Genomic DNA, 19,807 nt, shown 5'->3' with positions numbered 1-19,807 from the left:
GCGCCAGGCGTCAGGTTGGTGTAGCCGCCACCGCCAAACGATGCGGCACCGCCGCCAGCACGCGCCGACGCCGCGCCTTCGCTGCCGCCGAACGTTGCTGGCGTGAAGCCGCCGCCAGCCGGTGCGCCGCCGGTCTGCACATAGCTCTGGAATTCGACCAAGGCGGCAAACACGCCGTCCTTGACCATGCGGGAGCCTTCGGACAGTTCGCTGCCGCCGCCGAAACCGTCGCTGAATGCCGATGGCCGATAGAGCGAATTGCCGCGCTGGCGCAGCATTTGCTGGTTCTGGCGCAGGCCATTCGGCGAACCGAACTCATTCGCGCTCGGGAAGCGCTGGTTGAAGTCGAGTGCGCCCGGCACCGCCGCGCCGCTGCGGTTGCCGCCAATCGGCGAGGACGGCGCTTCTGGCAGGAAAGGGTTCAGCTTGGTTGCCAGCCGACCCATCAGGTCGCTGCCTTCAGCGCCCTTGCCAGTCCAGCCTTCGACCCACCTGTCGAGCCGGTCGAGATACCCGATCAGTTTGTCGAGGTCTTCAAGGTCGCGCGTCAACGTCGGAAAGATCGACGTTCCCGCCTTGATCTTCAGGTTCTCCCACTTCTCGCCCAGATCGACCAGGGCAGAGGCGTAATGTTCGGCGGCGGCGATTTCCTCCGCAGTGCGCTCGCGCACCTGGCTCTGCGCCTGCGCGAACTGCTCATAGCTCAGTCGCGCTTTGTCGGCACCGAGACCGATCTGGTCGAAGAACATCCGCGCCTTGAAGCCGGACGGATCGGCCTTCTGCAATTGCTCCTTGAAGTCGAAGGCGACCTTCATCATCTCAGCTTGCGTGGTCGCCGCCTGCAGGCGCTGCACGATGGGGCCAGCGCCCATCGAATACAGTTCGTCACGCGCGCCGCCGACGTTGTACTTCAGGCCATCGGTCGTCTTCTTGAACGCCTCCATGCCGGACATCATGGCTTGCGCGTTGATGCCAACCTTCTCTGCTGCGGTCCCCCATGCGCGCAGATCGCGTTCACTCATCCCCAATTCGCGGGACGCATATTTCAGTTCGACAACGCGCTTGGCTGCTTCGCCCATCGTGCGATGCAGTTGCCCCATTGCGAGGCCCACGCCAGCCGCGCCCAGCCCGAAGCCGCCGAGTGCCGGGATCGCCTGCGACAGCTCGCGGCCCACGGACTTGACCGTGGTCCCCAGCCGAGCGAATTCGGTGTTGATGGTCTTAATGCCGGGCGCACCGCGCTGGCCGACAATGCCGATCTCGCGCCCGATCTTGCGTAGCTCGGCCAGCGCTTGTTCGCTGACCACCGTCGCCCGCATCCTCAGGACATCATCGACCATGGCTACCGTCTCATTGTTGAGGTCGCTTCGGTTGTGCGACCTCCAGCAATCGTTCGGTCCACATCAGGTGCTGATGAACATCCTCCAGCGTCATCGCCAGAGTTTCACCCGGATTAAGCCCGTAAGCTTTCGCCAAACGATAGCAGGCTAAAACTGCATCGCCTGTGCGCCCGGAGGGAAAAAACCCATCAGCGCGTGCGCGCAGGTTGACCAATCCTCCGCGTCCATTGATGCGATTGTCGAAGGCGGCACCGCCGCGAGCAGTGACATCATCTGTCCCATCGCTGGCGGGTTCGGGCGAACCTGTCCCGTGGACCAGTCGATGTGGATCGGATAGTCGTCGCCGATTGCCATGATGTCCTTGCCGGTCGGCCGACGAAACTTCATCTCGTTGAGCGTTTCGCCATGCGCCTGCACTGGCACCGCCAGCTTGATCACGACTTCCTTCGGCCGCTCCTTGACGGGAGCCGCTTCCGTCTGCACCACCTCTGGCCTACGCGCCGCGTTCTCGCCCGCCATCGCTTCCGCTCCTGTTAGCTGATTTCGTCGCAGGACACGCCTTCGAAGCGGACCCTGAACTGACCATCGTGCGTGTTGATCTCGACCGGACCCTTGTGCCAAGCGTTGCGCAGCACGTAGGTCTTGCCGTTGATCAGGTCGGCCTGGATGGTGGCGTCGATGATGCTCTCGATGAACTCGGTCGAGATTTCCGGCAGCGTCGAGATGTCGCCCTCGATGTAGGGGACGCGCGGCAGCTCCTGATAGCCGTGCACGTAGTCCTGACCAGCGATGCCGGTGCGCTCCATCGGCGAGGACGAGACGGTCAGGTTTCCCTTGAGCGGATACTGGTCCCCGTTAACTTTCAGATACGCCGTACCTGCAATCGGTCCTTGCGGCATGGTCCTCTCCTGCGTCGAGATGAACGATGCGCTAGAGAAGTCACTACGCGGTCCGGTGCGGAACGCTCAGAACGTTAGGAAACAACCTAGCGGGCCGGGTCCGAGCGCGCGACAAAATAGCCAGGAACCAAAGATGGCGTGGGGCGTCGTCCTCACACGGCTAGCGTTTTAAGCCCGCCGGAAGGGACAAAATGCCGTCGGTCGAACAATGCAGAGCCTATGCTGCGCACCACAAGATGCTCGGAGCTGATCCGAAAAATTCAGCTCGCCGAACGACCGTGCTGATGGGTATTTCACGTAGCTGGACAGCGCTGGCGAACCAACTGGAGAGCCTCGCCATCATCGCGAAGACGGAAGGAACCATCTAAAGGGCCTAGCTTCGGATTAGGCGGTGGCTCCATCGAAGATGCTTCTCGAAAAAATCCGGCGGCAGCAGCCGCTGTAGCGAAGGCGCGGACGGATACAGCTCCTCGATGCAGGACGATGGGCCGAAGCGTGCGTGATCGATAAGCATCAGATCCCGCCGCCGCTCGAACCCGTGCCAGACGAAGTTTCCCAACAGGCTGCCGAGAACCATCACGTTGGGATTGTACCCGCCGTCCGGCGTCTCGCTATGGCAGATCGCGAACTCGCCGGGCACGTCGGTCAACGGTGCGATGTCGCCGATGATGGCGGCGTCGAACGCGAGAGAGACCACCTTGGCGCCCGCGCGCCACTGCGGTTCGAACAGCGCCATCCTGGTCCACCAGCCGGTGAGCCTCATGGCACTGACGTCCACGAAGGCCACGCCCGTGCAACGCTCCGGCTGGTCGGTCAGGCAGACCATCGTGTAGGGCCGGTCAAGGTTACGGGCGACGGCGTTGCGCAGCGTGGTGACGCGATCGAACGGGACGCGCGCCCCGGTGCGAATGCAGGCGATGATCAGCTCGGTCATAAGCCCTTGCCGTTGGCACAGATCGCAATGCCGTCCCGCAGCGCGACCTTCTGGAAACACCCGATCGCGGAGGATGGGCTGGCGTTGACGACATTGATGCCGTGCGCGGCGAGGTACGGCACATAGACGCGGAAGTGTTCAGCCCATGCAGACCAGCGCGCCTCGTAGTCGAAGCCGAACAGCACGATCTGCTTGGCGCGCTTGTGGATGCAGATTTGCATCGCGCCGAAGTCGCTGCAGCCGCCGCCATAGATCACGCCCGGATCGTCGGACAGCCCTTGACCGTCAAGCCGCTTCAGATAGGTGATGTTCTTCGATGGCGGCCCGGCGCCCGCGAGCTGATCCTCCCGCACGGCGAGATAGACCCGGCTCTGCACGCTGGCGAGCTTGTCTTGGCTCCCGTTGAAGTCGAGACCGAAGGCCGCGTCGGCCCAGGGGATGTCGAAGATCGAAGTCTTGACTGCGAGCACGTGGGCGCCACGCAGCTCCTCATAGTTGAGGTCGAGGAGCGATGGCCCGCCGCCGATCACGGCAACGGGCCTGTCATCCCAGAACGGCTTGTTGATCTTGCCGTACATTCAGGAGGCTCCTAGATCGCAATCGCAGTGTCGATCCCTCTATTGTATTGAAGGCGGAATTGCGCCAGCACGGCGAAGATGCGGAGCTGGTTGATCAGGTCCGGCGGGTACAGCACGTTGATGCGGTTCGGATCGTCGGGCGCGCGCTCCACGATCAGGTTCTGTTTGAACGCCACCGCATTCTCGACCAGCCCGATGAACTCATCAGCGCGGTACTGCGCGATCAGCTCTGCCTTGATCACCTTCGGCGTCACGATGGCCTGACCGGCTCCGAACCGGGTGCCGTCATCGGCCAGCTTGTGCCTCGGATATTTCGAGGTGATGGCATGGCGCTGCCTGCGGAACAGCGCCGCCAGCGTGGCGAGCGTCGGCACCAGCTCGTAGGCGTCGTCGCCCTGACCGTACAGGTTCTTCTGGTAGGTCGTGCTTTCCCGCTTGATCGCCGGGATGCCGTCTGCGTTGACGCCCTGCGTTGCGATGCCAACGCCGGACAGGTCGTTGCACTGCTTCATGGTGAAGCGCTGGTGCTTCGGCGCGGGCAGACAGCCCTCCATCGGCAGCGTCTGAAGCGGACGCGCCGGGTCGTTGAGCAGGGCGCGGGCGGCCTTCGCGGTGTAGGCCGAAGCCCAGCACCATGTCGGCGTCGGCGAGTTGCCCTCGACGCCCATGATCGACAGGACGCCCGAGTTGTTGGTCGGCCCGTACTCCAGCAGATCGCTGTAGCCGGTCTGATCGTCAACATCGGCGGCACCCATCTTCGCCGCGAAGACGTGACCGTAGAGCTGACGCATCCAGCCCCAGCGCCCGTTGTCGCCGAAGCCGTACTCGGCTTCCAGCAGCGCCAGCGAGGTGCTGTCGATGAAGCCGGTGGCGACGTACTCATAGATTTCGTCGCCAAGGTTCGTGATCGCCTGCGAGATGTCGGGCGAGCCCGTGCCGCCGGTCAGCTTATTCCCGGCCAACGTGATGACCAGGCCGACCGGCACCTGTTCTGCCGCGAGCAGGCCGCCATAGGCCATGCGCACGTCGATGTCGTTGCCCTCGACGCCCTTCCACTTGCAGGTCAGCGTCACCACCCCGGCTGCGGCGACGGCTTCCACCGGCATCGACAGATCGGCGTTGATGGCATCGGCGATCTTGGTCGCGACGGCATCGACGGCTTCAGCGGCAGCAACGAACACCTGCACGCGGCGGCCTGCGACATAGACCGGCAGCGTGCCTGCGGAAGTCGATGCAGTGGTGACGGTGATGGTGCCGGTGGCTGCGACACCTGCCGCCGCCTCGGCAATGGGAGCCACCCACAGCTCCTGCGCGTAGTTGTTCTTCATGAACATTTCGACCATGCCGTCGAGCATTGAGCCGTAGCCGAACAGCTTGCGGGCATCGGCCTGCGACGGCACCGGGATCGGCACATCAGGGATCGCCGTGCCGTCTGCCGACATGGTGCCGATCAGCAGCGAGGTCAGCCGCGAGCGCGGATAACCGGCCATGCTCGGGTCCACCTCGACCCAATACAGCGGCATCCGCCAGTTTTGCGGAATTGAATTGAATGACACGGGCATCGGCGCGGTCTCCTTCTCAGCCAGCGGTGATGCGGGCGGCGCCCGCTTTAGGGTGTCGTCTCGATGTCGTAGACGCGCTCGATCTGCGGCGTGCCGCTATCGACATGCTCCTTGTCGGGGAATTGCGTGGTGACGTGGATAACCTCAAGGTCGTCCTCGATGACCGGCGGGTAGTCCGTCGCGTAGGTCGTCGCCAGCTCGACCCTGATTTCGTACAGCGTTGTCTCGCCGACCTTGGCGTACTGGCCCACGCGGTCCATCGTCGTGATGCCCTCGCCAAGGTTCAGGAATTTTGGATTGCACAGCAGGACTTGGAGCGCTTCGGCCATCCACAGTTCAAGATCGTTGATCTGATCCTGCTTGTCGGTCTCGACGTGAACGCCGCCCGACAAGCCTAGCGTCAACTCGGTCTGGAATTTCGGGTGCGCATGGTTGTACGACCCCAGTGGCAGGTGTCTCTCACGCAGAATGTAGACACCAAGGATCGGCAGGTCGCCGGGCTGCACCTGAAGGGCCGGGGTGCTGCGATAGGACTTGAAACGCGCACCGAAGCCAAGCTTCAGCAGCTCCATCGCCTTGCTCTGAAAATCGACGGCTTTCCGATGGACGATCACGACGGCGGCTCCTTTGTCCGGAGCAGCAGCGTCGCGCCGCCTTGCCCGTCCTCGTCGCTGTCGCCGACCCAATACTGCTGTCCGCAGGCCGGATGCCGGATGTCGGTGATGGTGATCAGGTCGCCCTGGTCCGGCGGAGCCGGATAGAAGTCCCAGAGGCGAATGCCAAGCGATACCTCATGATCGGAAAAGATCGTGCCGTCTTGCATCTCAACGTCGAGGTCGCGCTTGCTGTAGACGCCATGCGCCGGATAGGCAGGCACGCCCGGCTGCGTCACCAGCGGGGTGACGCTGATCTCGATCTCAAAGATCATGCCTGCTCGCTTGAGCACCAGCGCGTCGAAGTCGATCATTGTGAGCCGCTTTCGAAGATGACGCGCGGCGCAACAGACGCCGCGCCAAAGTCCTTAGCTGAACGTGCCCTTCTGCAACGCCAACGGACGCGAACAGAAGTTGAGCGCGTTCATCTGCGTGTCGAGATGCACGCCCTTGTCGTTCGGCATCGCGTACTGCTTGACGTAGCGCTCCTTGCCCATCGTGTTCACGGTCTCGATGTAGTCGGCAGGCGCGAACACCGTGGGGAACAGGTTCGGCACGCCGGTCGGATAGAAGTACGCCTGATTGGTTTCGACCATCGGAGCCGACGCTGCACCTGCGACCGACGCATAACCGCGATAGTTCGTCCACAGGATGCCGCCGAACACGAACGATCCCCATGAGAGCCCGGCTGCGCTGATGTACTGGTTGCGCAACTCGGCGGCGTCCTGCGTCTGCAGATAGGTCGCACGGACCTCCGGCGACATAATCAGCGCGTCGAAGAACGCATCGCCGCAGATCGCCTCAACGCCCGAGAAAGACTGGCCGTCGAGGTTCGCGGCGATGGTGCGGATCAGTGCCGCGCACTGCTGCCTGACCGCGCCCGTTGCCGGGTTGGCGCTGAAGACGAAGTTGATCGCCACAGGCGGGGTGAGACTGTACTCGGTGAAGAGGTTGAGTTGCTGGCCGTCAGCGTAGGTGATGATGCCCTTGATCGCGCCGACGCGGGCGTGCTCCTTCGTGTACTCCAGCGACTGGCCTGCAGTCTGCATCCGCTCGGCAACCTTGGTCATCACGCTTTCGGTCCCGGTCTCCTCGCCGAACGGGCGCACGCCTTGCACTTCCTCAGCCATGATGGCGTCGTTGATTTCGAAGTGCGGCACGCCCAGCATGCGCATCGCGCGCCGGGGCTTCGCAATCGTCACGCCCGGTGCGCCGCGCGGCGTCGGTGCGACCAGCGACAGGACGTTGTTCTTCTCCTCGATGGCGATGGCGGTCGTCGCCACGCTTGTCTCGGTGAACAGTCCCTTGCTGCTGATGTAGCCGGGGATGAATTTCAGATTATTGATGGCGATTGTAAGCGGCACCACGCCGAAGGCATCGCCGCGAAATACGTCAAGCATATCCGTGTTCCTTGTTTAGCCGCCTATCGGCGAGCGGTTGATGGGATCGCCCGACTAGCGCGCGATGATGCCTTTGGTCGCGAGCGTCTGCATGCCGATGACCTGCTCTGGTGCGGTGATCGCGCCCCAGGAAATCAGGTTCTTGTTCACCTCCGCATCGGCGACGATCAGCGCGACACGGAGACCTTCGCCGGGGATCGTGCCGCCCGCATAGATGCAGAGAGCTTCGCAGTCGGCGCCAACCGCCGCCGGGACGTAGGTCGCCGGTTGCGTTGCCGTTGCAGCCGCCGTCTTCTTCGCGGGCATGCCGACATAGACGGTCGTCGGGTCAGCGAAGTAACCAGCCCCGCGCGAGCGCTGCCCGTTCGCCTCCGACAGGATGAACTCCGCGCTGTGGTGCGGTTCGTTCAGGACCGTGAAGTGCGGTACGGTCGCGGCGAACGGGCTGACCTCTGCGGCGAGTTCTTCCGGGCTGAGCTTGGCGCGGCGCTCGGCTTCCTTCTGCCGCTCCGCTTCGGCTTCGCGCTCCGCTGCGATGCGTGCCTCGTTGGCCTTGAACTCATCATCGCGGGCCTTCTGTTCGCGCTCATGCACAGCAGCGCGACCCTCGTCGAGTTTCTTAGTCGCAGCATCCGCCGCATGCGGCTGGGCAGTAGCGGCAGCCTTCGGCGTCCTGCGCTCGCGCTCGTGCTCGGAATTCTTGGTGTCGTTGTCGGTCATGGCGGAAAACTCCCTCTCTCTGGGTTGCGTTACTTCTTGAAGCGCGCGTTGATCTTGTCGGTGATCTTGTTCCACGCCGTCGCCGGAGCCGCTGGCGGCACCAGGGGGTGATGCGGCATCACCGTTTCTGCCGCGCGCACCTCCAGCAATTCCTTGCGGACCTGCTCGATCGGCGTATTCGCGCGCACGTACCCGCCGACGCGCTCCGGCGTTGACGCCAGCGTGCAGAGGTCGGTGACGCTGGCGACATACGCGCGATGCTCTTCGATGCCTTGCTTCTTCGCGGCATCGAGCGTGATCACCTTCGCCGACGACGCGGCAGGCGATGGCTCGGTCTCTGCGGGCGGCGGCTCGGCCGGAGGCTCTTCCTTGGGCGGTGCCGGAGATGCGGGCGGCACCTCCGGCACCTCGGGGTCGGCAGGTGAAGGCGGTTCACCCGGTTCGGTCCCCGTCTCGGCGCGGAAGCGATCGGCTGCGGCCCTGGGCAGAAGCCGCAGCGAGAACTTCGCGGCCATCTTTTTCTCCGAGGTGACTTCGTCGGCGAAGCCCCAGTCCTTCGCTTCGGCTGCATCCATCAGCCGGTCCTCTTTCATCAGCGCCTTGACTTTGGCCGTTGTTGATTTGGCGCGCGCCACGTAGGTCGCGGTCAGCGACTTGTCGATGCGGTCCAGATCGTCGGCCATTGCGCGCATGTCGTCGGCGTTTCCCAGCGAGATGCCGGATGCGCCATGGATCAGCAGGAACGAATTGCTCGGCATCACGATCTTGTCGGCAGCCATGGCGATGAACGAGGCGGCTGACGCGGCAATACCGTCCACTTGCGCGGTGACCGTGGCTTTGTGGTTCTTCAGCGCGTTGTGGATGGCGACACCATCAAACACGTCGCCGCCGGGCGAATTAATCCGAAGCGTGATCGCATCGACATCGCCCAGCGCGGTCAGGTCGTCCAGAAACTGCTTGGCGCTGACGGTGTCTTCGCCCCACCACGATTTGCCGATCTCGTCGTAGATGACGATCTCGGCGGTCTTGTCCTCGGCCTTCATCGTGAACCACTGGCGCATGGCGTGCTCCTTCATGCCGCGTCGGAGGCTGCGGCCTCGTCGGCTTGTTCCTGTGCTGCTTGATCGGCGGCGTCCGCGGCGTCTTGCGCGGCCTGATCCGCTCCTACCTGATCGCCGGGCTGGGTAGCCGCCGCGTAGACCACCGGGAAAATCAGATCGAGGCTTTCCTCGCGCGCCTTGTCTGCAGCAATGCGCCGGTCGTTTTCCTCCGGGTCGTTGCCTTCGGCTTCGACCACGTCGCTGCGGCTCTTGAAGCCCGCATCGACTGCGAGTTTTTCGGCCTGCCGGTCCTTCAGCGGATCGACCCAGTCATTGCGCTGCGGTATCCATTTCGCGCGCTGATACTCGGCCTGATCCGCTAGATAGGTTGAGGCGTCGAGCGGGATCGCCTGGGCCAGCACAGCGGTGTCGAGCCAGCGCCGCCAGATCGGCATGCACATCTGATAGACGATGATGTTGTGCTGGAATTGCTCCAGCTTGCGCCTGAACTCGACGATCGAACCGCGCAGCGACGAATAGTTCGCGCGCCGCAGGTCGCTGGTGCAGACCGAATAGGGCATGCCAAGCCCGCCGAACAACGCGAGCTGCTGGCGATACTGGTACGCCTCGTAAGCGCCGCCGACATCGGCGGGCTCGGAAAACTTGATGTCTTCGCCGGGCAGCAACGTTTGCATGGTCCCAGGTTCAAGTCCGCTCAGCCCGATGTTGTCCTGCGGTGCGCTGGTGTCGGTGCCGTCGATCGGGATCACGTCCTCCGGCGTCGGCGTGGTGATGAAGCCCGCGAACATCGCGGAGATGCGCTTCCGCTCCAGCTCGGCGTCGTCGTACTGGTCGAGCAGGAACATCCGCACGAGCGCGGGCGTGATCAGCGGGACGCCGCGCATCTGGCCTGGCCGGGTGCACTTGAAGACGTGCAGCACGTCGGATGCCGGGACGCGCACCGGCTGCAGCGAGCCGGTGATCTCGATCGGCGCGTCGCCGGGATGGACCGGATAGAACCAGTAGGCGGCGCGCTTGCCCAACAGGTCCAGCTCGATGCCGTTCATGATCCAGTTGCCGTTGGGCGCCTGCATGTTCAGCCAGTACGGGCACATCTCGCTTTCGAGCAGTTGCAACTGGAGCGGCACGGCGTAGCCGTCCTCGATCCGGCGGCTGCGGAAGCGGATGAAGCACTCGCCAGCTTCGAACAGGGCGCGCGCGACAATCGTCTGCATGCCGTACAGATCGGCCAGCCCATCGGCATCGGCGTCGTCGGTCCAGTCGAGCCAGAGCTGCATGATGGTGTCGCGCAGCTCGGCGTTCTCGGTCAGGAGCGAGGACGGCTTGATGCCGGTGCCGATCAGGTTGGCGACGAAGCTCTCGCAGGCCGCGTTGGCGTGCGGGTTGTTGCGCAGTGCATCGCGCGCGCGAGCCCGCAGCAGGGCGCCGGTCCAGGACAGGATCGTGTTGGTGGTGTACTGCGTCGGCTGCCAGCTCTTCAGTCGGCGCCGCTGGGCGCCGCCGTCATAGTAATTGCTGGCGCGCTTGCTGGTGCTCGGGATCAATCGGCCCAGAATTCCTTCCGACAGGATGTCGCGCAGGGTGCCCATCTCACAGCCCCTTGTCGGCTTGAGTGGTCATCCTGATCTGGCGAATGCGCCCGCCCATGCCCAAGGCATCGGCAAGGTCTTCTTCGAGGCCGGAGAGGATTTGCCGCAGCTCGGCCAGGGTGCGGAATTCGGTGCGCTTGTCGCCATAGGCGGCGCTGTTGACGCCGGAGACGATGAGCGTCTTCAGCGCGGTGATCTGCGAGACGATCTCTTCCGGCGTGGCCTTGGCTTGGCGGCGGCGCGGATCGAGCGCGCGCGCCAGCGCAAGCTGCTGCGCGCTCGACAACTCTGCACGGGGTTGGTCTGCTGACACGGCACGGAGCCACTAGGCTCCGAGATAGCTCGATCTGACGATGCGCCTGATCCTGCGACCGCGCAATATTGCGGGAGGAACGGGTGGCGCTTCGCGAGCGCTCTCTACCTCGGATGGGGTTTCCGGCTGCGTGCCAACGCCATCCTTATTCCTGTCATGACTTTTTTGCAATGGGATGCGCTGCACGTTGAGCAGGTAGCCCGCCGCCGCCTGCATCGCCTCGCAATCAAAGAAATGGTTGTCGCGTGAGCGCTGCACCCATTCGACCCTGCCGGTCGGCTGCTTAAGTCGGGCTTCGCTGACGAGCTGGTGGCAGTAATCGTCATCGACATTCTTGAACACATGCCAGCCGCCGATGTGACCCTCGGGCCAGCGCAGCCGCTCATGCACCCAGCTTTTCCAGTGATCGGTGTCCAGGCGGACCAGCTCCAGGCCGTACTTGGCCGCGCGCCCGTCCTTGCGGCTGACCTCGAGCTTGGAAAAGATCAGCGGCGTGCGCATCGGCGAGCTGCTGCCCTTGGTCGGCCGGACCCGGCGCATGAAGCGGCGGCAGAATTCGTAGACCCGGTTGAGCGGCAGCGTGTCGGTCTTACCGGGTCGGAAGCCGCTGTCCACGAAGGTGAGCCGGATCGGCAATCCGTCGATCGGCTGCGACACCAGATCCCCGAGCGCGGTCCAGATTTCCTCTTCGGAAGTGTCGCCACGGAGATAGCCGTAATTGATCAGCCACGATGTCGCGCGTGCGCCCCAGCCGCGGATCACCCACGGGATCGACTGCCGCTGCACATCGCACGTGAGGGTCAGATAGAGCACATCGTCGGGCACCTCGCCACGTTCGTAGGTGGCCTGCTGCGACTTGGTCTTGATTTCCATCCATTCGGGCACCTCGCCGCCGCCGGGTGAGTACAGCTCGCCGAAGCCTGCGTTGATCGCCTGCTGCACCATGGCGGGGTCGCCGCTCTGCTGCGCCTCGACTAGCACCGCGACGCGCTCGCCGAAGCTGACGAACGGCGACGCCAGCCCACTGACCCAGAACGAAGCCGCCATGGTGTCAGGCGGCGCGCCGTGGACGTTGCCGCCCTTGTCGATGGTCTGCCCAGGCGCGACATAGCGACCACGCGCGTTCATCTCGGTCTTGTGGTGGTCCTCGATGACGCCATGGCAGCGGGGGCATTCGAGGAAGGTCTCGCGCGCGGCTTCAAGCGGCGTGGCCTTGAGCGGGAAGCGCAACAGGTCGAAGCGCGGCACAAAGTATTCGTCGCAATGCGGGCACGGCCAGCACCAGTGATGCCGGGTGCCCTGTTGCCAGAGCTGCCAGATGGGGCTTTCGATGTCCTCGGCCACCGCGACCTCCCAGAAAAACAGGCCGCTGGTCTCGTCCTTGACCGTGGCCAACCTGCCGCGCTTCGGCGTCGAGGTGACGACACAGACGAAGTCTGCATAGGTGTCGCCGCGTCGCTCGACCAGTCCGAGCGGGCCGCCCTGGTGGTTCACGTTGTTCCTCATCTCGTCGTACTCATCGACGAGCGCGAGTGCGGCGGGATCGGATTTCAACGCGGTCGAGGACCCGGCATGCGCTAATCGAAACGGGACGCCCCCGACGACCTTGCGCGTTTTGGTCATGCGCTTGCCGCGCGCGACCTTCGCGGTGAGCGTGGGCGCCTCGTCGAGTAGCGCCATGACGCGGGGCTCGAACTGCTCGCTCAGGAATTGCTTGTTTGGCCCGACATACAGGATCGGGGCCGGGCGCTGGTCGAGGCGCTGCCCGACGACGTCGAGTATCATTTCGGTCTTGCCGGTCTGCGCTCCGAAAGCGAGCACGATGCGCTTGTATTCGGCCGACGCGATGAGGCTCGACGGCATGACGATATAGGGCGTCAATAAAGGATCACGCGGTCCCGGTATTGCCGCCGTGCGCGGATAAATGCGGTTCTCCGCTGCCCAAACGTCCGGGGTCACTTCCTTGGACGGGACCAGCAGCAGCGCTGCGCGCGCCCAGAAGGTTTGCCTTTTCGTTGAAAGCATCCGCAAGGCGATGGAGGATGTCATTTAGCGCCTGATCTATCGTTCGGCGGAAGCTGAGGTCGCGCGTGACGCGGGCCGCCAATCCTGCCAATTCGGAACGGAAGCTGCCGACCATCTCATCGACGAGGCCATTCACGTCCTCGATCTCGACCAGCCGCTTTTCGTTCTCCAAATTTCGTAATTCGATTTCGCGAGCGCGGGCATCGCGCACCCGGCCGTCGGCGGCACTCTTGCTGCTGCGACGCTCGCTGTCACGCAGAAAGCGGATCAGAGCGCGGACGCCTGCGATGAACGGGATCATTCCGCGCCCGCCGCGAGGCAACGAGCCTTCACGCTGGAGCTGGCGAATATAGGTTGCCGTGTAGTCAGCAAATGCCGCGAACTCTGTGACAGAGACGAACCGATCGCCCGCGGGCGGCTGGTCGTCGCCGATGTCTTCTTCGTTGCTCACCGCACGCCCAGGAATTTGTGGGTCTGAACGCTAATGCGCCACCGGTTCTGGCGGGCCGCCTCCATGCAAAGCTCCGTGGCTTTCTTGCTCATTGATAGCGGCTGGAGCCAGACCAGCGCCGGACCATGCGCGCGGACCAGGGCGAGCAGCTCCTCGACGTCGGCTTTCTTGCCGATCGGCATCTTGATTTCGTTGGCGCGCTGCCACGCCTCGGCGCGGAAGGTCTTGCCGCCGGGCATGTTGAGCTTAGGCGAGACGGTGACCCAGGCGCGGGGATCGATGCGGATCGGCTCGGTGCCGCTGGTCTCGACCTGCACGGTCCAGCCGTCGGCGATCATGCGGCCCGACAACTCGGTGAGGTCATACATGCACGGTTCGCCGCCGGTCAGGACCAGATGCCGGGATTGCGATTGCGACAGGGTCTGCACCAGCTCATCGATCGACACGGCGGCAAAGCTCGGGCTTGGCTCGACCTTCCCCAGGATGACGGCGAGCGGATCGGGCGGCGTGTGGTTCAGTTCCCAGGTGTATTTGGTATCGCACCAGGGGCAGCCGACATCACAGCCCTGTAGCCGGACAAAGGTCGAGGGCATGCCGGTGAACGTCGCCTCGCCCTGGACGGTCTCGAACAGCTCGTTGACCGGTAGCATCAGATCGCTGCTTCGCATGAGCATTTGCGGGTCTCATCGACAACGACGCGGACCAAGCGGACGGTCGGGGGCAACACCTCGGGGCCGACGACGGTGAGGAGATGCGCCGCGATGTTCTCGGCGGTCGGGTTGAACGGGACGGTGACGATCGACGGATCGATAACCAGCAGTGCGGGCAGGAGCGGGTCGCGATGCCAGAGCACCATGCGATGGTCCCAGTTATCTTCGAGCCACTGGCAGAGGGTGGACTTGATGACGCCGAAGTCGATGATGCGACCCAGGTGATCGAGGGCATCGGCCTCGCAGTGGAAGTGCACGCGATAGTTATGGCCATGTAGAAACTGGCACTTGCCCTCGTGGTCAACGACGCGGTGTCCGCATGAGATGTCGTGATACCGGGTGGCGCGGATTACTGGCATCGGAAGCCCTTTGCTTGGATGAGCGACAGCACCTCGGCGCGGGCGGCGGGACCGTCGCGGAATATGCCGCGCATCACCGATGTCGTCATAGTGGTGCCGTCTTCCTTCACGCCGCGCCATGTCATGCAAGAGTGGCGTGCGCTGAGCACCACCGCAAGACCACGCGGCGCGATGATGCGCTCGACCTCGTCGGCGAGCTGCATGATCGCCTCTTCCTGTATCTGAGGGCGGGACAAAATCCAGTTGGCGATGCGAGAGAATTTCGAGATGCCGATGACGCGCTCGCCTGGAATGACGCCGAACCAGACCTCACCCTCGATCGGGCAGAGGTGATGCGAGCACGCTGATCGAACGGTGATCGGGCCGACAACGTAAATCTCGTCCATCGATCTGACGTTCGGAAAGTCGGTGCACGTCGGCGGCGGCAGATAGCGCCCAGCAAACACCTCATGCACGAACATTTTTGCGAGCCGCTTCGCGGTGCCGCGCGTGTTGTGATCGTTCTCGGTGTCGATCACCAGAGCGTCGAGCATCGCACCAGCGCAGCGCTCGACCTCGCCCTCGATGGCGGCGAGATCGCCGGGCAGCAGGGCGTCGGAAATATTGTCGTTGGCCAGATAGGTCCGGCCCGCTGATTTGAGCCGATTTCGGACGGTCTCGCCCGGCTTAGGGGTCAGCGCAGCCAGTTTCTGCTTATATTTCAATGGACTAGCCCGCATTTTTCATCGTTGTCTGTGGTTGCAGAGCCGTCTAGTTTCCCGGCAGGCGAGCAATTCCGCCCGCCCGGATAATCCGAAAAAAGGACTGACCAATGAACTTCGAAACCAGCAAAGAGCCCGTCTCCGTCACCAGCGAAAATGGCGACGCCCTGGTCCCCGGCACGGAAGCACGCGCCGCCGCCGATAAGGAAGCGAAGGCAACCGGCAAGCCGGTGACCATCCGACACGCAGTCACCGACAAGGTGCTCGCGACCGTGAAGCCGCCGAAGGCCAAGGTTGTGAAGAAGGCGGCGGCGAAGAAGAAAACGAAGCCAGCGAAGAAGGCCACGGCAGCGCCCGCTAAGAAGAAGAAGAAGGCCGCCGCGACCAAGCGCGACAGCGACAAGCCCAGCGGGATGACCGCTGAGCTTGTGAAGCTAGCACTGCGCGCGAGTGGCGTCACGCCCGCCCAGCTCAATGAGCATTCCAAGTGGAAGGGTGCACCGTGGAAGTGGTTCTTCTCTAATCCGAAGAAGACCGGCGTCGCTGACCGCTTTGGCTACAAGCTGAAGGTCGAGCGCGACGGTCGCGCGGTGACCTACTTCTTGACCGCGAAGTAAGCAAACAAATTCTGCAGGGACAGCCAAGCCAACGGCTGCATCACCCTTCGCATCTACAACGACTGAAAAGGAAATTCGCAAATGTCGAAACTAACTCACGCCGATCTCAGGCGGTTCACCGGCAGCGAGCAGGTGTTCCGCCACAGCCTTATGCGCAGCATGACCTACACCGAAGGCGTGCAATATCTCGCCGAGACCGACGGCGCATATTGGCTGGTCGATAAGGTCGCCACGTTGCAGCTCGAACCGAAGGTCAGAGCCGAGGAGTTCCAATCGTGGAAACTGAAGGTCAAGGATCGGACCGCCGTGCTGACCTGTGACGATGGCAACCACAACATCGTCTATTCGGAGGTGATCGACTTCACCGACTTCCCGCTCGATGAAATCGAGCTATGGGTCGAGGGTAATGTGATCCTACTGCCGAGCGAGCACTAAGATGAAATGGATCGTTATCGCCGCCGTGCTGCTGGTTTCGGGTGCGGCGGTGGCACAGCAACGGCAGCTCTACGACGCCGCCGGGCGCAATGCTGGCCGCGCCGTCACCGACAGCCAGGGCACCACCACGATCTACGATGCCGCTGGCCGGGTGACTGCACGGTCATCCATCAGCGGCAACACCACCACGATCTACGACGCCGCCGGTCGCCGCACCGGCGCCATAAGCAAATAACTTGAAATCCCGACCAATGCGGCACGGGCACTGCAGGGGCGCTAGCATGAGCGGGGCGCCGCGCGTAAACGTCTATCGCTACACGCTTTAAGCGCATCTTGGGCATGTTCGACACGTCCGCCTCGCCCCCAAAAGCGGACATTCTATGCGGCGATCTGCATGGTCCGCTTTGGGCCGAGGCTGTGTGAAAACTCCGAGGCCACATCCGGACCAACGCTTCACCTGTCGCGTGCGGGCGCCCCCATAGGGGCGCCTCGCGTAGTCGTGTTACGCGCGGTCGGCTACCCTACTGGCTCGGGTGCCCCTGACCCTTCTTGAGCTGTTCCATGACCTGATCCAGGTTATAGCTTGCCGGATCCTGCATTGGCGGGAACGTCTTGTAGGTCTCAAGCTCCGCGAGCCACAGCGCCTGGCCGATGGGCAATAGGTTCCAGTCGTATATGTAGGCCGTGGCCGGCGCGGCGAGCGCGCCGCTGAACCAGAAAGCAGCCTTTTTCTCATCACCCCACCCCATCTCGAATGGATCGCGCTTGAGGTTTACCATGCCGGCTGCGAACATCGTCTGAACTCCCGGGTTCACGAACCCCGTCGCGGTTTCGGGCGCGATCGCGAAATACATCTTCCAATTCTTGTAGCGCACCGCCGACGGATGGCTGCTGGAATAGTAGAAGAAGACCTCGCGCGCGGACTTCTCGGTCTTTCCCTCCAGATAGTCGCGCTGATTGAAGCCGTCGAGCGTGGTCTTGACGATGCCCGGGTAGCTGCCGGCCTCGATTTGCGCCTTGAGGCCGTCGCCCTTGGGGCCGCCGGCGATGTCGACGAGCGTGGGCAGCCAGTCGAGCGAGGCGAAGATCTCGTCCTTCACCGTACCCGGCTTGATGACGCCCGGCCAGCGGATGACGCACGGCGCGCGCATGCCGCCTTCCCAGGTGTTCATCTTTGAGCCCTTGAACGGCGTGACGCCGCCGTCGGGGAAGGTGAAGGTCTCGGCTCCGTTGTCGGTCGTGAACACGATGATCGTGTTGTCGAGCTGGCCCATCTCCTGCAGCTTCTGCAGCACGTAGCCGATATTGTCGTCCATCTGCTTCATGCCGGCTTCGTTGACGCCCCAGTCCTTGCCGCCGGGCTCGCCGACCATGGCCATGTACTTGTCGTTGAGCACGGTCGTGACGTGCATGCGCGCCGGGTTGTACCAGACGAAGAACGGCTTGTTGGTCTTCTTGGGATCGTTGCGGTCAAGGAAGTCGATGACCTTGGCCGAAATTTCCTCGTCCACCCCCTTCGAACGCTCCAGGGTCAGCGGGCCCTGGTCCTGGCAGGTCTGGTTCTTCGCCGTGCCGTCGGAGGACTTGCACCAGATGACCGGACGGGGCGGCGTCAGGCAGGTCTTTGTCTTCGTCACCATCTTCGGATCCACCGCGCCGGGCACTTCCGCAAGACCCGGGATCGGTGTGTTCCTGCAGGGTGGGGCGACGGTCTGCTGGGTCGGGGTCTTGTTAATGTCCGGGAAGCTCACGCCCTGCATCGCATCCAGGTGGTATAGATAGCCCCAGAACTCGTGGAAGCCATGGGCGGTCGGCAACGCATCGGTGTGGTCGCCCAAGTGATTTTTGCCGAACTCGCCGGTGTTGTAGCCGAGGTCGCGCAGGAACCACGCGAGCGTCGGCGTGCCCGGCTTGAGGTAGGTCGGACTTCCCGGCAGCTGCGGCGGGATCATGCCCGTGCGCAGCGGGTTCATGCCGGTGAAGAAGGCATTGCGCCCTGCCGTGCAGCTCTGCTCGGCGTAGTAGGTCATGAACTTGGCGCCCTCTTGTCCGATGCGGTCGATGTTGGGCGTCTCGCCGACCATCAGCCCTTGATGGTAGATGCGCGGCTGCATCCATCCGATGTCGTCGCCCATGATGAAGAGAATGTTTGGTTTTTGCGGTGTTTGCGCTACCGCCGGTCCGGATAGCGACGCCGACATCAGTGTCGTGGCGCCGAGAAGCGCGGCGCAGGATCGTTTGTGCCAACCTGCCGCAACGTTGCGCAGCAGGTTTGGGATGCCCGATTTTGCATCTTTGCGTGTGCAGTAAAACATGACGTCACCTCCTTTTTCGCGGGCGTTAAAGGCGCCCGCGCCAAATGCATGTGAAGCTTGCTCAGAACCGTGAAGCACTCGCCGTGCCACATGGGCACGGCGAGTGCTCGGTGAGAGACCGGCACAAAGCGGTCTAGATCCCATTGATCTAGATCAAGGGGTCGGGCCCGCCGAGGGAATTGAGCGCCGCGGGCGATAGGCCCTGCACTGCTTGCGCAGCTTATTCTTGCTCGTGTGCTTCCGTTTCTGTTGCTCGTGCGGGTGCGGCCTCGACCTGAGCGCCGCACTCGCCGTCTTCCGAGACGATGACGGTGACCGGCCGTTGATAGTTCTCGACGAGCGCGCTGCCGAGCTCACAGCCCAGCATCTCGCACGAATGCGAACCAAAATCTCCATTGACGCTGAAGCCCTCGAAGATGGTGCGCGCCTGGTCCTGCAGATCGTGGAATTCGACCTCGCGATCGTCGTGAGCTACCTGCATGCGCACCTCGACGTGGAATAGATGGCGATGCCGGTCAGCGAGATAGGCTCGACCGGGGGGCGCGCCAGCCCAGCGATGAAAGCCCGCGAAGGTGAACCGGACAAAGATCGTTGCTTCACTCATGGAATGCTCCCGTCGGATCAGCACCGAGCGCCTGTCGGATTTCTTCGATCATCTGCCGCATGGTGCGAGTGACGAAGTGGGCTTCATAGCCGCACATGGTGCGCGCCGCCTCGTGGCCCATGGGCGCGCTGATAGGCTCGCTGGGCTGATAGTTGAAGCCGGAGCCGACATGCCAGCATCGCTTGTTGGCGACCGTGGCGAAGTGCCGTCCCCAGCGAACAGCGGCGAGCCATGTCGAGCTGTCGCACGAATTGAGCGGCCAGGCCGTGGTGAGTTCCGACGCGGTGAGGCCTAGATGCGGTAATGGGCCCGGCTCCGGAGCAAGGGGTCATGATGGTGGCTGTCCCCCGATAGATGATGAAACGGGGTCACGACTTGAGTCGGCCCCAAGCATCTGGAGACGGAGGACAGCCGTGGAGAATTATGCCGGAATCGACGTGTCATTGGAACTGTCGAGCGTGTGTGTTGTGGACGCCCAGGGTAAGATCCTGAAGGAAGCGAAGGTCGCAAGCGAACCCGACGCCTTAGTTGAGTTTTTTGA

Annotated in this window: 24 protein-coding genes and 1 pseudogene; 5 read left to right on the top strand and 20 right to left on the bottom strand. The window is 63.2% G+C overall.

What is annotated here, in order from left to right; all coding sequences use genetic code 11:
* From AC1DW2_RS41300 to AC1DW2_RS41290, 3 genes are all read right to left on the bottom strand, one after another.
* Window positions 1-1,340, bottom strand: a 1,340-nt coding sequence (locus AC1DW2_RS41300) for a hypothetical protein (RefSeq protein ID WP_477008940.1), incomplete at its 3' end; no start/stop codon positions are given.
* Between the two features lie 147 nt (window positions 1,341-1,487).
* On the bottom strand, window positions 1,488-1,859 hold the full coding sequence (locus tag AC1DW2_RS41295; protein WP_477008939.1) for a phage tail assembly protein: 372 nt from the start codon (window positions 1,857-1,859) through the stop codon (window positions 1,488-1,490).
* A gap of 14 nt (window positions 1,860-1,873) precedes the next feature.
* Window positions 1,874-2,239: a phage tail tube protein gene (locus AC1DW2_RS41290; RefSeq protein ID WP_085401657.1), complete on the bottom strand. Its 366-nt coding sequence runs from the start codon at window positions 2,237-2,239 to the stop codon at window positions 1,874-1,876.
* A gap of 191 nt (window positions 2,240-2,430) precedes the next feature.
* Here AC1DW2_RS41290 and AC1DW2_RS41285 point away from each other — a divergent pair, with 191 nt between their 5' ends.
* On the top strand, window positions 2,431-2,607 hold the full coding sequence (locus AC1DW2_RS41285) for a hypothetical protein (RefSeq protein WP_477008938.1): 177 nt from the start codon (window positions 2,431-2,433) through the stop codon (window positions 2,605-2,607).
* Between the two features lie 5 nt (window positions 2,608-2,612).
* Here AC1DW2_RS41285 and AC1DW2_RS41280 read toward each other — a convergent pair whose 3' ends face one another.
* The 15 genes from AC1DW2_RS41280 to folE are packed head-to-tail and all read right to left on the bottom strand — an operon-like array spanning window position 2,613 to window position 15,298.
* A complete protein-coding gene (locus AC1DW2_RS41280; protein WP_477008937.1) occupies window positions 2,613-3,173 on the bottom strand; it encodes a hypothetical protein in 561 nt (186 codons plus the stop codon).
* Window positions 3,170-3,751, bottom strand: coding sequence for a hypothetical protein (locus tag AC1DW2_RS41275; RefSeq protein WP_477008936.1), 582 nt, complete (start codon window positions 3,749-3,751; stop codon window positions 3,170-3,172). The genes AC1DW2_RS41280 and AC1DW2_RS41275 overlap by 4 nt, the downstream gene beginning before the upstream one ends.
* An 11-nt stretch (window positions 3,752-3,762) precedes the next feature.
* A complete protein-coding gene (locus AC1DW2_RS41270) occupies window positions 3,763-5,313 on the bottom strand; it encodes a phage tail sheath subtilisin-like domain-containing protein (RefSeq protein WP_477008935.1) in 1,551 nt (516 codons plus the stop codon).
* 47 nt (window positions 5,314-5,360) lie between these two features.
* Complete coding sequence (locus tag AC1DW2_RS41265) at window positions 5,361-5,927, bottom strand: hypothetical protein (RefSeq protein WP_477008934.1); 567 nt, start codon at window positions 5,925-5,927, stop codon at window positions 5,361-5,363.
* Window positions 5,924-6,280 (bottom strand): head-tail joining protein, encoded by a 357-nt coding sequence (locus AC1DW2_RS41260; protein ID WP_477008933.1) that lies wholly within the window; start codon window positions 6,278-6,280, stop codon window positions 5,924-5,926. The genes AC1DW2_RS41265 and AC1DW2_RS41260 overlap by 4 nt, the downstream gene beginning before the upstream one ends.
* Window positions 6,281-6,334: 54 nt before the next feature.
* The gene (locus tag AC1DW2_RS41255; protein WP_354076458.1) at window positions 6,335-7,366 is read right to left on the bottom strand and encodes a major capsid protein; all 1,032 of its coding nucleotides are present in this window, start codon (window positions 7,364-7,366) and stop codon (window positions 6,335-6,337) included.
* Between the two features lie 54 nt (window positions 7,367-7,420).
* Complete coding sequence (locus tag AC1DW2_RS41250) at window positions 7,421-8,086, bottom strand: head decoration protein (RefSeq protein ID WP_477008932.1); 666 nt, start codon at window positions 8,084-8,086, stop codon at window positions 7,421-7,423.
* Window positions 8,087-8,115: 29 nt separating this feature from the next.
* A complete protein-coding gene (locus tag AC1DW2_RS41245) occupies window positions 8,116-9,147 on the bottom strand; it encodes a head maturation protease, ClpP-related (RefSeq protein ID WP_477008931.1) in 1,032 nt (343 codons plus the stop codon).
* A gap of 11 nt (window positions 9,148-9,158) precedes the next feature.
* Entirely contained in the window at window positions 9,159-10,736 is a 1,578-nt protein-coding gene (locus AC1DW2_RS41240; protein ID WP_477008930.1) for a phage portal protein, read from the bottom strand.
* A gap of 1 nt (window position 10,737) precedes the next feature.
* On the bottom strand, window positions 10,738-11,049 hold the full coding sequence (locus tag AC1DW2_RS41235; protein ID WP_477008929.1) for a phage head-tail joining protein: 312 nt from the start codon (window positions 11,047-11,049) through the stop codon (window positions 10,738-10,740).
* A 12-nt stretch (window positions 11,050-11,061) separates the two neighbouring features.
* Window positions 11,062-12,930 (bottom strand): terminase gpA endonuclease subunit, encoded by a 1,869-nt coding sequence (locus AC1DW2_RS41230; RefSeq protein WP_477008928.1) that lies wholly within the window; start codon window positions 12,928-12,930, stop codon window positions 11,062-11,064.
* A gap of 7 nt (window positions 12,931-12,937) precedes the next feature.
* Window positions 12,938-13,525, bottom strand: a complete 588-nt coding sequence (locus AC1DW2_RS41225) for a hypothetical protein (RefSeq protein WP_477008927.1) — start codon at window positions 13,523-13,525, stop codon at window positions 12,938-12,940.
* The gene (queE, locus tag AC1DW2_RS41220; RefSeq protein ID WP_477008926.1) at window positions 13,522-14,199 is read right to left on the bottom strand and encodes a 7-carboxy-7-deazaguanine synthase QueE; all 678 of its coding nucleotides are present in this window, start codon (window positions 14,197-14,199) and stop codon (window positions 13,522-13,524) included. The genes AC1DW2_RS41225 and queE overlap by 4 nt, the downstream gene beginning before the upstream one ends.
* Window positions 14,175-14,594, bottom strand: coding sequence for a 6-pyruvoyl trahydropterin synthase family protein (locus AC1DW2_RS41215; protein ID WP_477008925.1), 420 nt, complete (start codon window positions 14,592-14,594; stop codon window positions 14,175-14,177). The genes queE and AC1DW2_RS41215 overlap by 25 nt, the downstream gene beginning before the upstream one ends.
* Window positions 14,585-15,298 (bottom strand): GTP cyclohydrolase I, encoded by a 714-nt coding sequence (folE, locus tag AC1DW2_RS41210; protein WP_477008924.1) that lies wholly within the window; start codon window positions 15,296-15,298, stop codon window positions 14,585-14,587. The genes AC1DW2_RS41215 and folE overlap by 10 nt, the downstream gene beginning before the upstream one ends.
* A 107-nt stretch (window positions 15,299-15,405) precedes the next feature.
* Between folE and AC1DW2_RS41205 the strand changes: the two genes are divergently transcribed.
* The 3 genes from AC1DW2_RS41205 to AC1DW2_RS41195 all read left to right on the top strand — a co-directional run bounded on the left by AC1DW2_RS41205 (window position 15,406) and on the right by AC1DW2_RS41195 (window position 16,582).
* On the top strand, window positions 15,406-15,912 hold the full coding sequence (locus AC1DW2_RS41205) for a hypothetical protein (protein ID WP_477008923.1): 507 nt from the start codon (window positions 15,406-15,408) through the stop codon (window positions 15,910-15,912).
* Window positions 15,913-15,993: 81 nt separating this feature from the next.
* Complete coding sequence (locus AC1DW2_RS41200; protein ID WP_477008922.1) at window positions 15,994-16,347, top strand: DUF6876 family protein; 354 nt, start codon at window positions 15,994-15,996, stop codon at window positions 16,345-16,347.
* A gap of 1 nt (window position 16,348) precedes the next feature.
* Window positions 16,349-16,582 (top strand): RHS repeat domain-containing protein, encoded by a 234-nt coding sequence (locus AC1DW2_RS41195; protein ID WP_441267945.1) that lies wholly within the window; start codon window positions 16,349-16,351, stop codon window positions 16,580-16,582.
* A 286-nt stretch (window positions 16,583-16,868) separates the two neighbouring features.
* Here the strand turns inward: AC1DW2_RS41195 and AC1DW2_RS41190 are convergent, their stop codons facing one another.
* Both AC1DW2_RS41190 and AC1DW2_RS41185 read right to left on the bottom strand, forming a co-directional pair.
* Window positions 16,869-18,548, bottom strand: coding sequence for an arylsulfatase (locus tag AC1DW2_RS41190; RefSeq protein WP_441268828.1), 1,680 nt, complete (start codon window positions 18,546-18,548; stop codon window positions 16,869-16,871).
* Window positions 18,549-18,882: 334 nt separating this feature from the next.
* Window positions 18,883-19,266 (bottom strand): hypothetical protein, encoded by a 384-nt coding sequence (locus AC1DW2_RS41185; protein WP_441267946.1) that lies wholly within the window; start codon window positions 19,264-19,266, stop codon window positions 18,883-18,885.
* Window positions 19,267-19,679: 413 nt separating this feature from the next.
* Here AC1DW2_RS41185 and AC1DW2_RS41180 point away from each other — a divergent pair.
* Window positions 19,680-19,807, top strand: a pseudogene (locus AC1DW2_RS41180) (IS110 family transposase); the annotation flags it as partial.

The sequence above is a fragment of the Bradyrhizobium sp. P3_C3 genome (assembly GCF_056402655.1).
The sequence above is the reverse complement of the archived record's forward strand: the minus strand, read 5'-3'. Positions and strand labels throughout refer to the sequence as shown.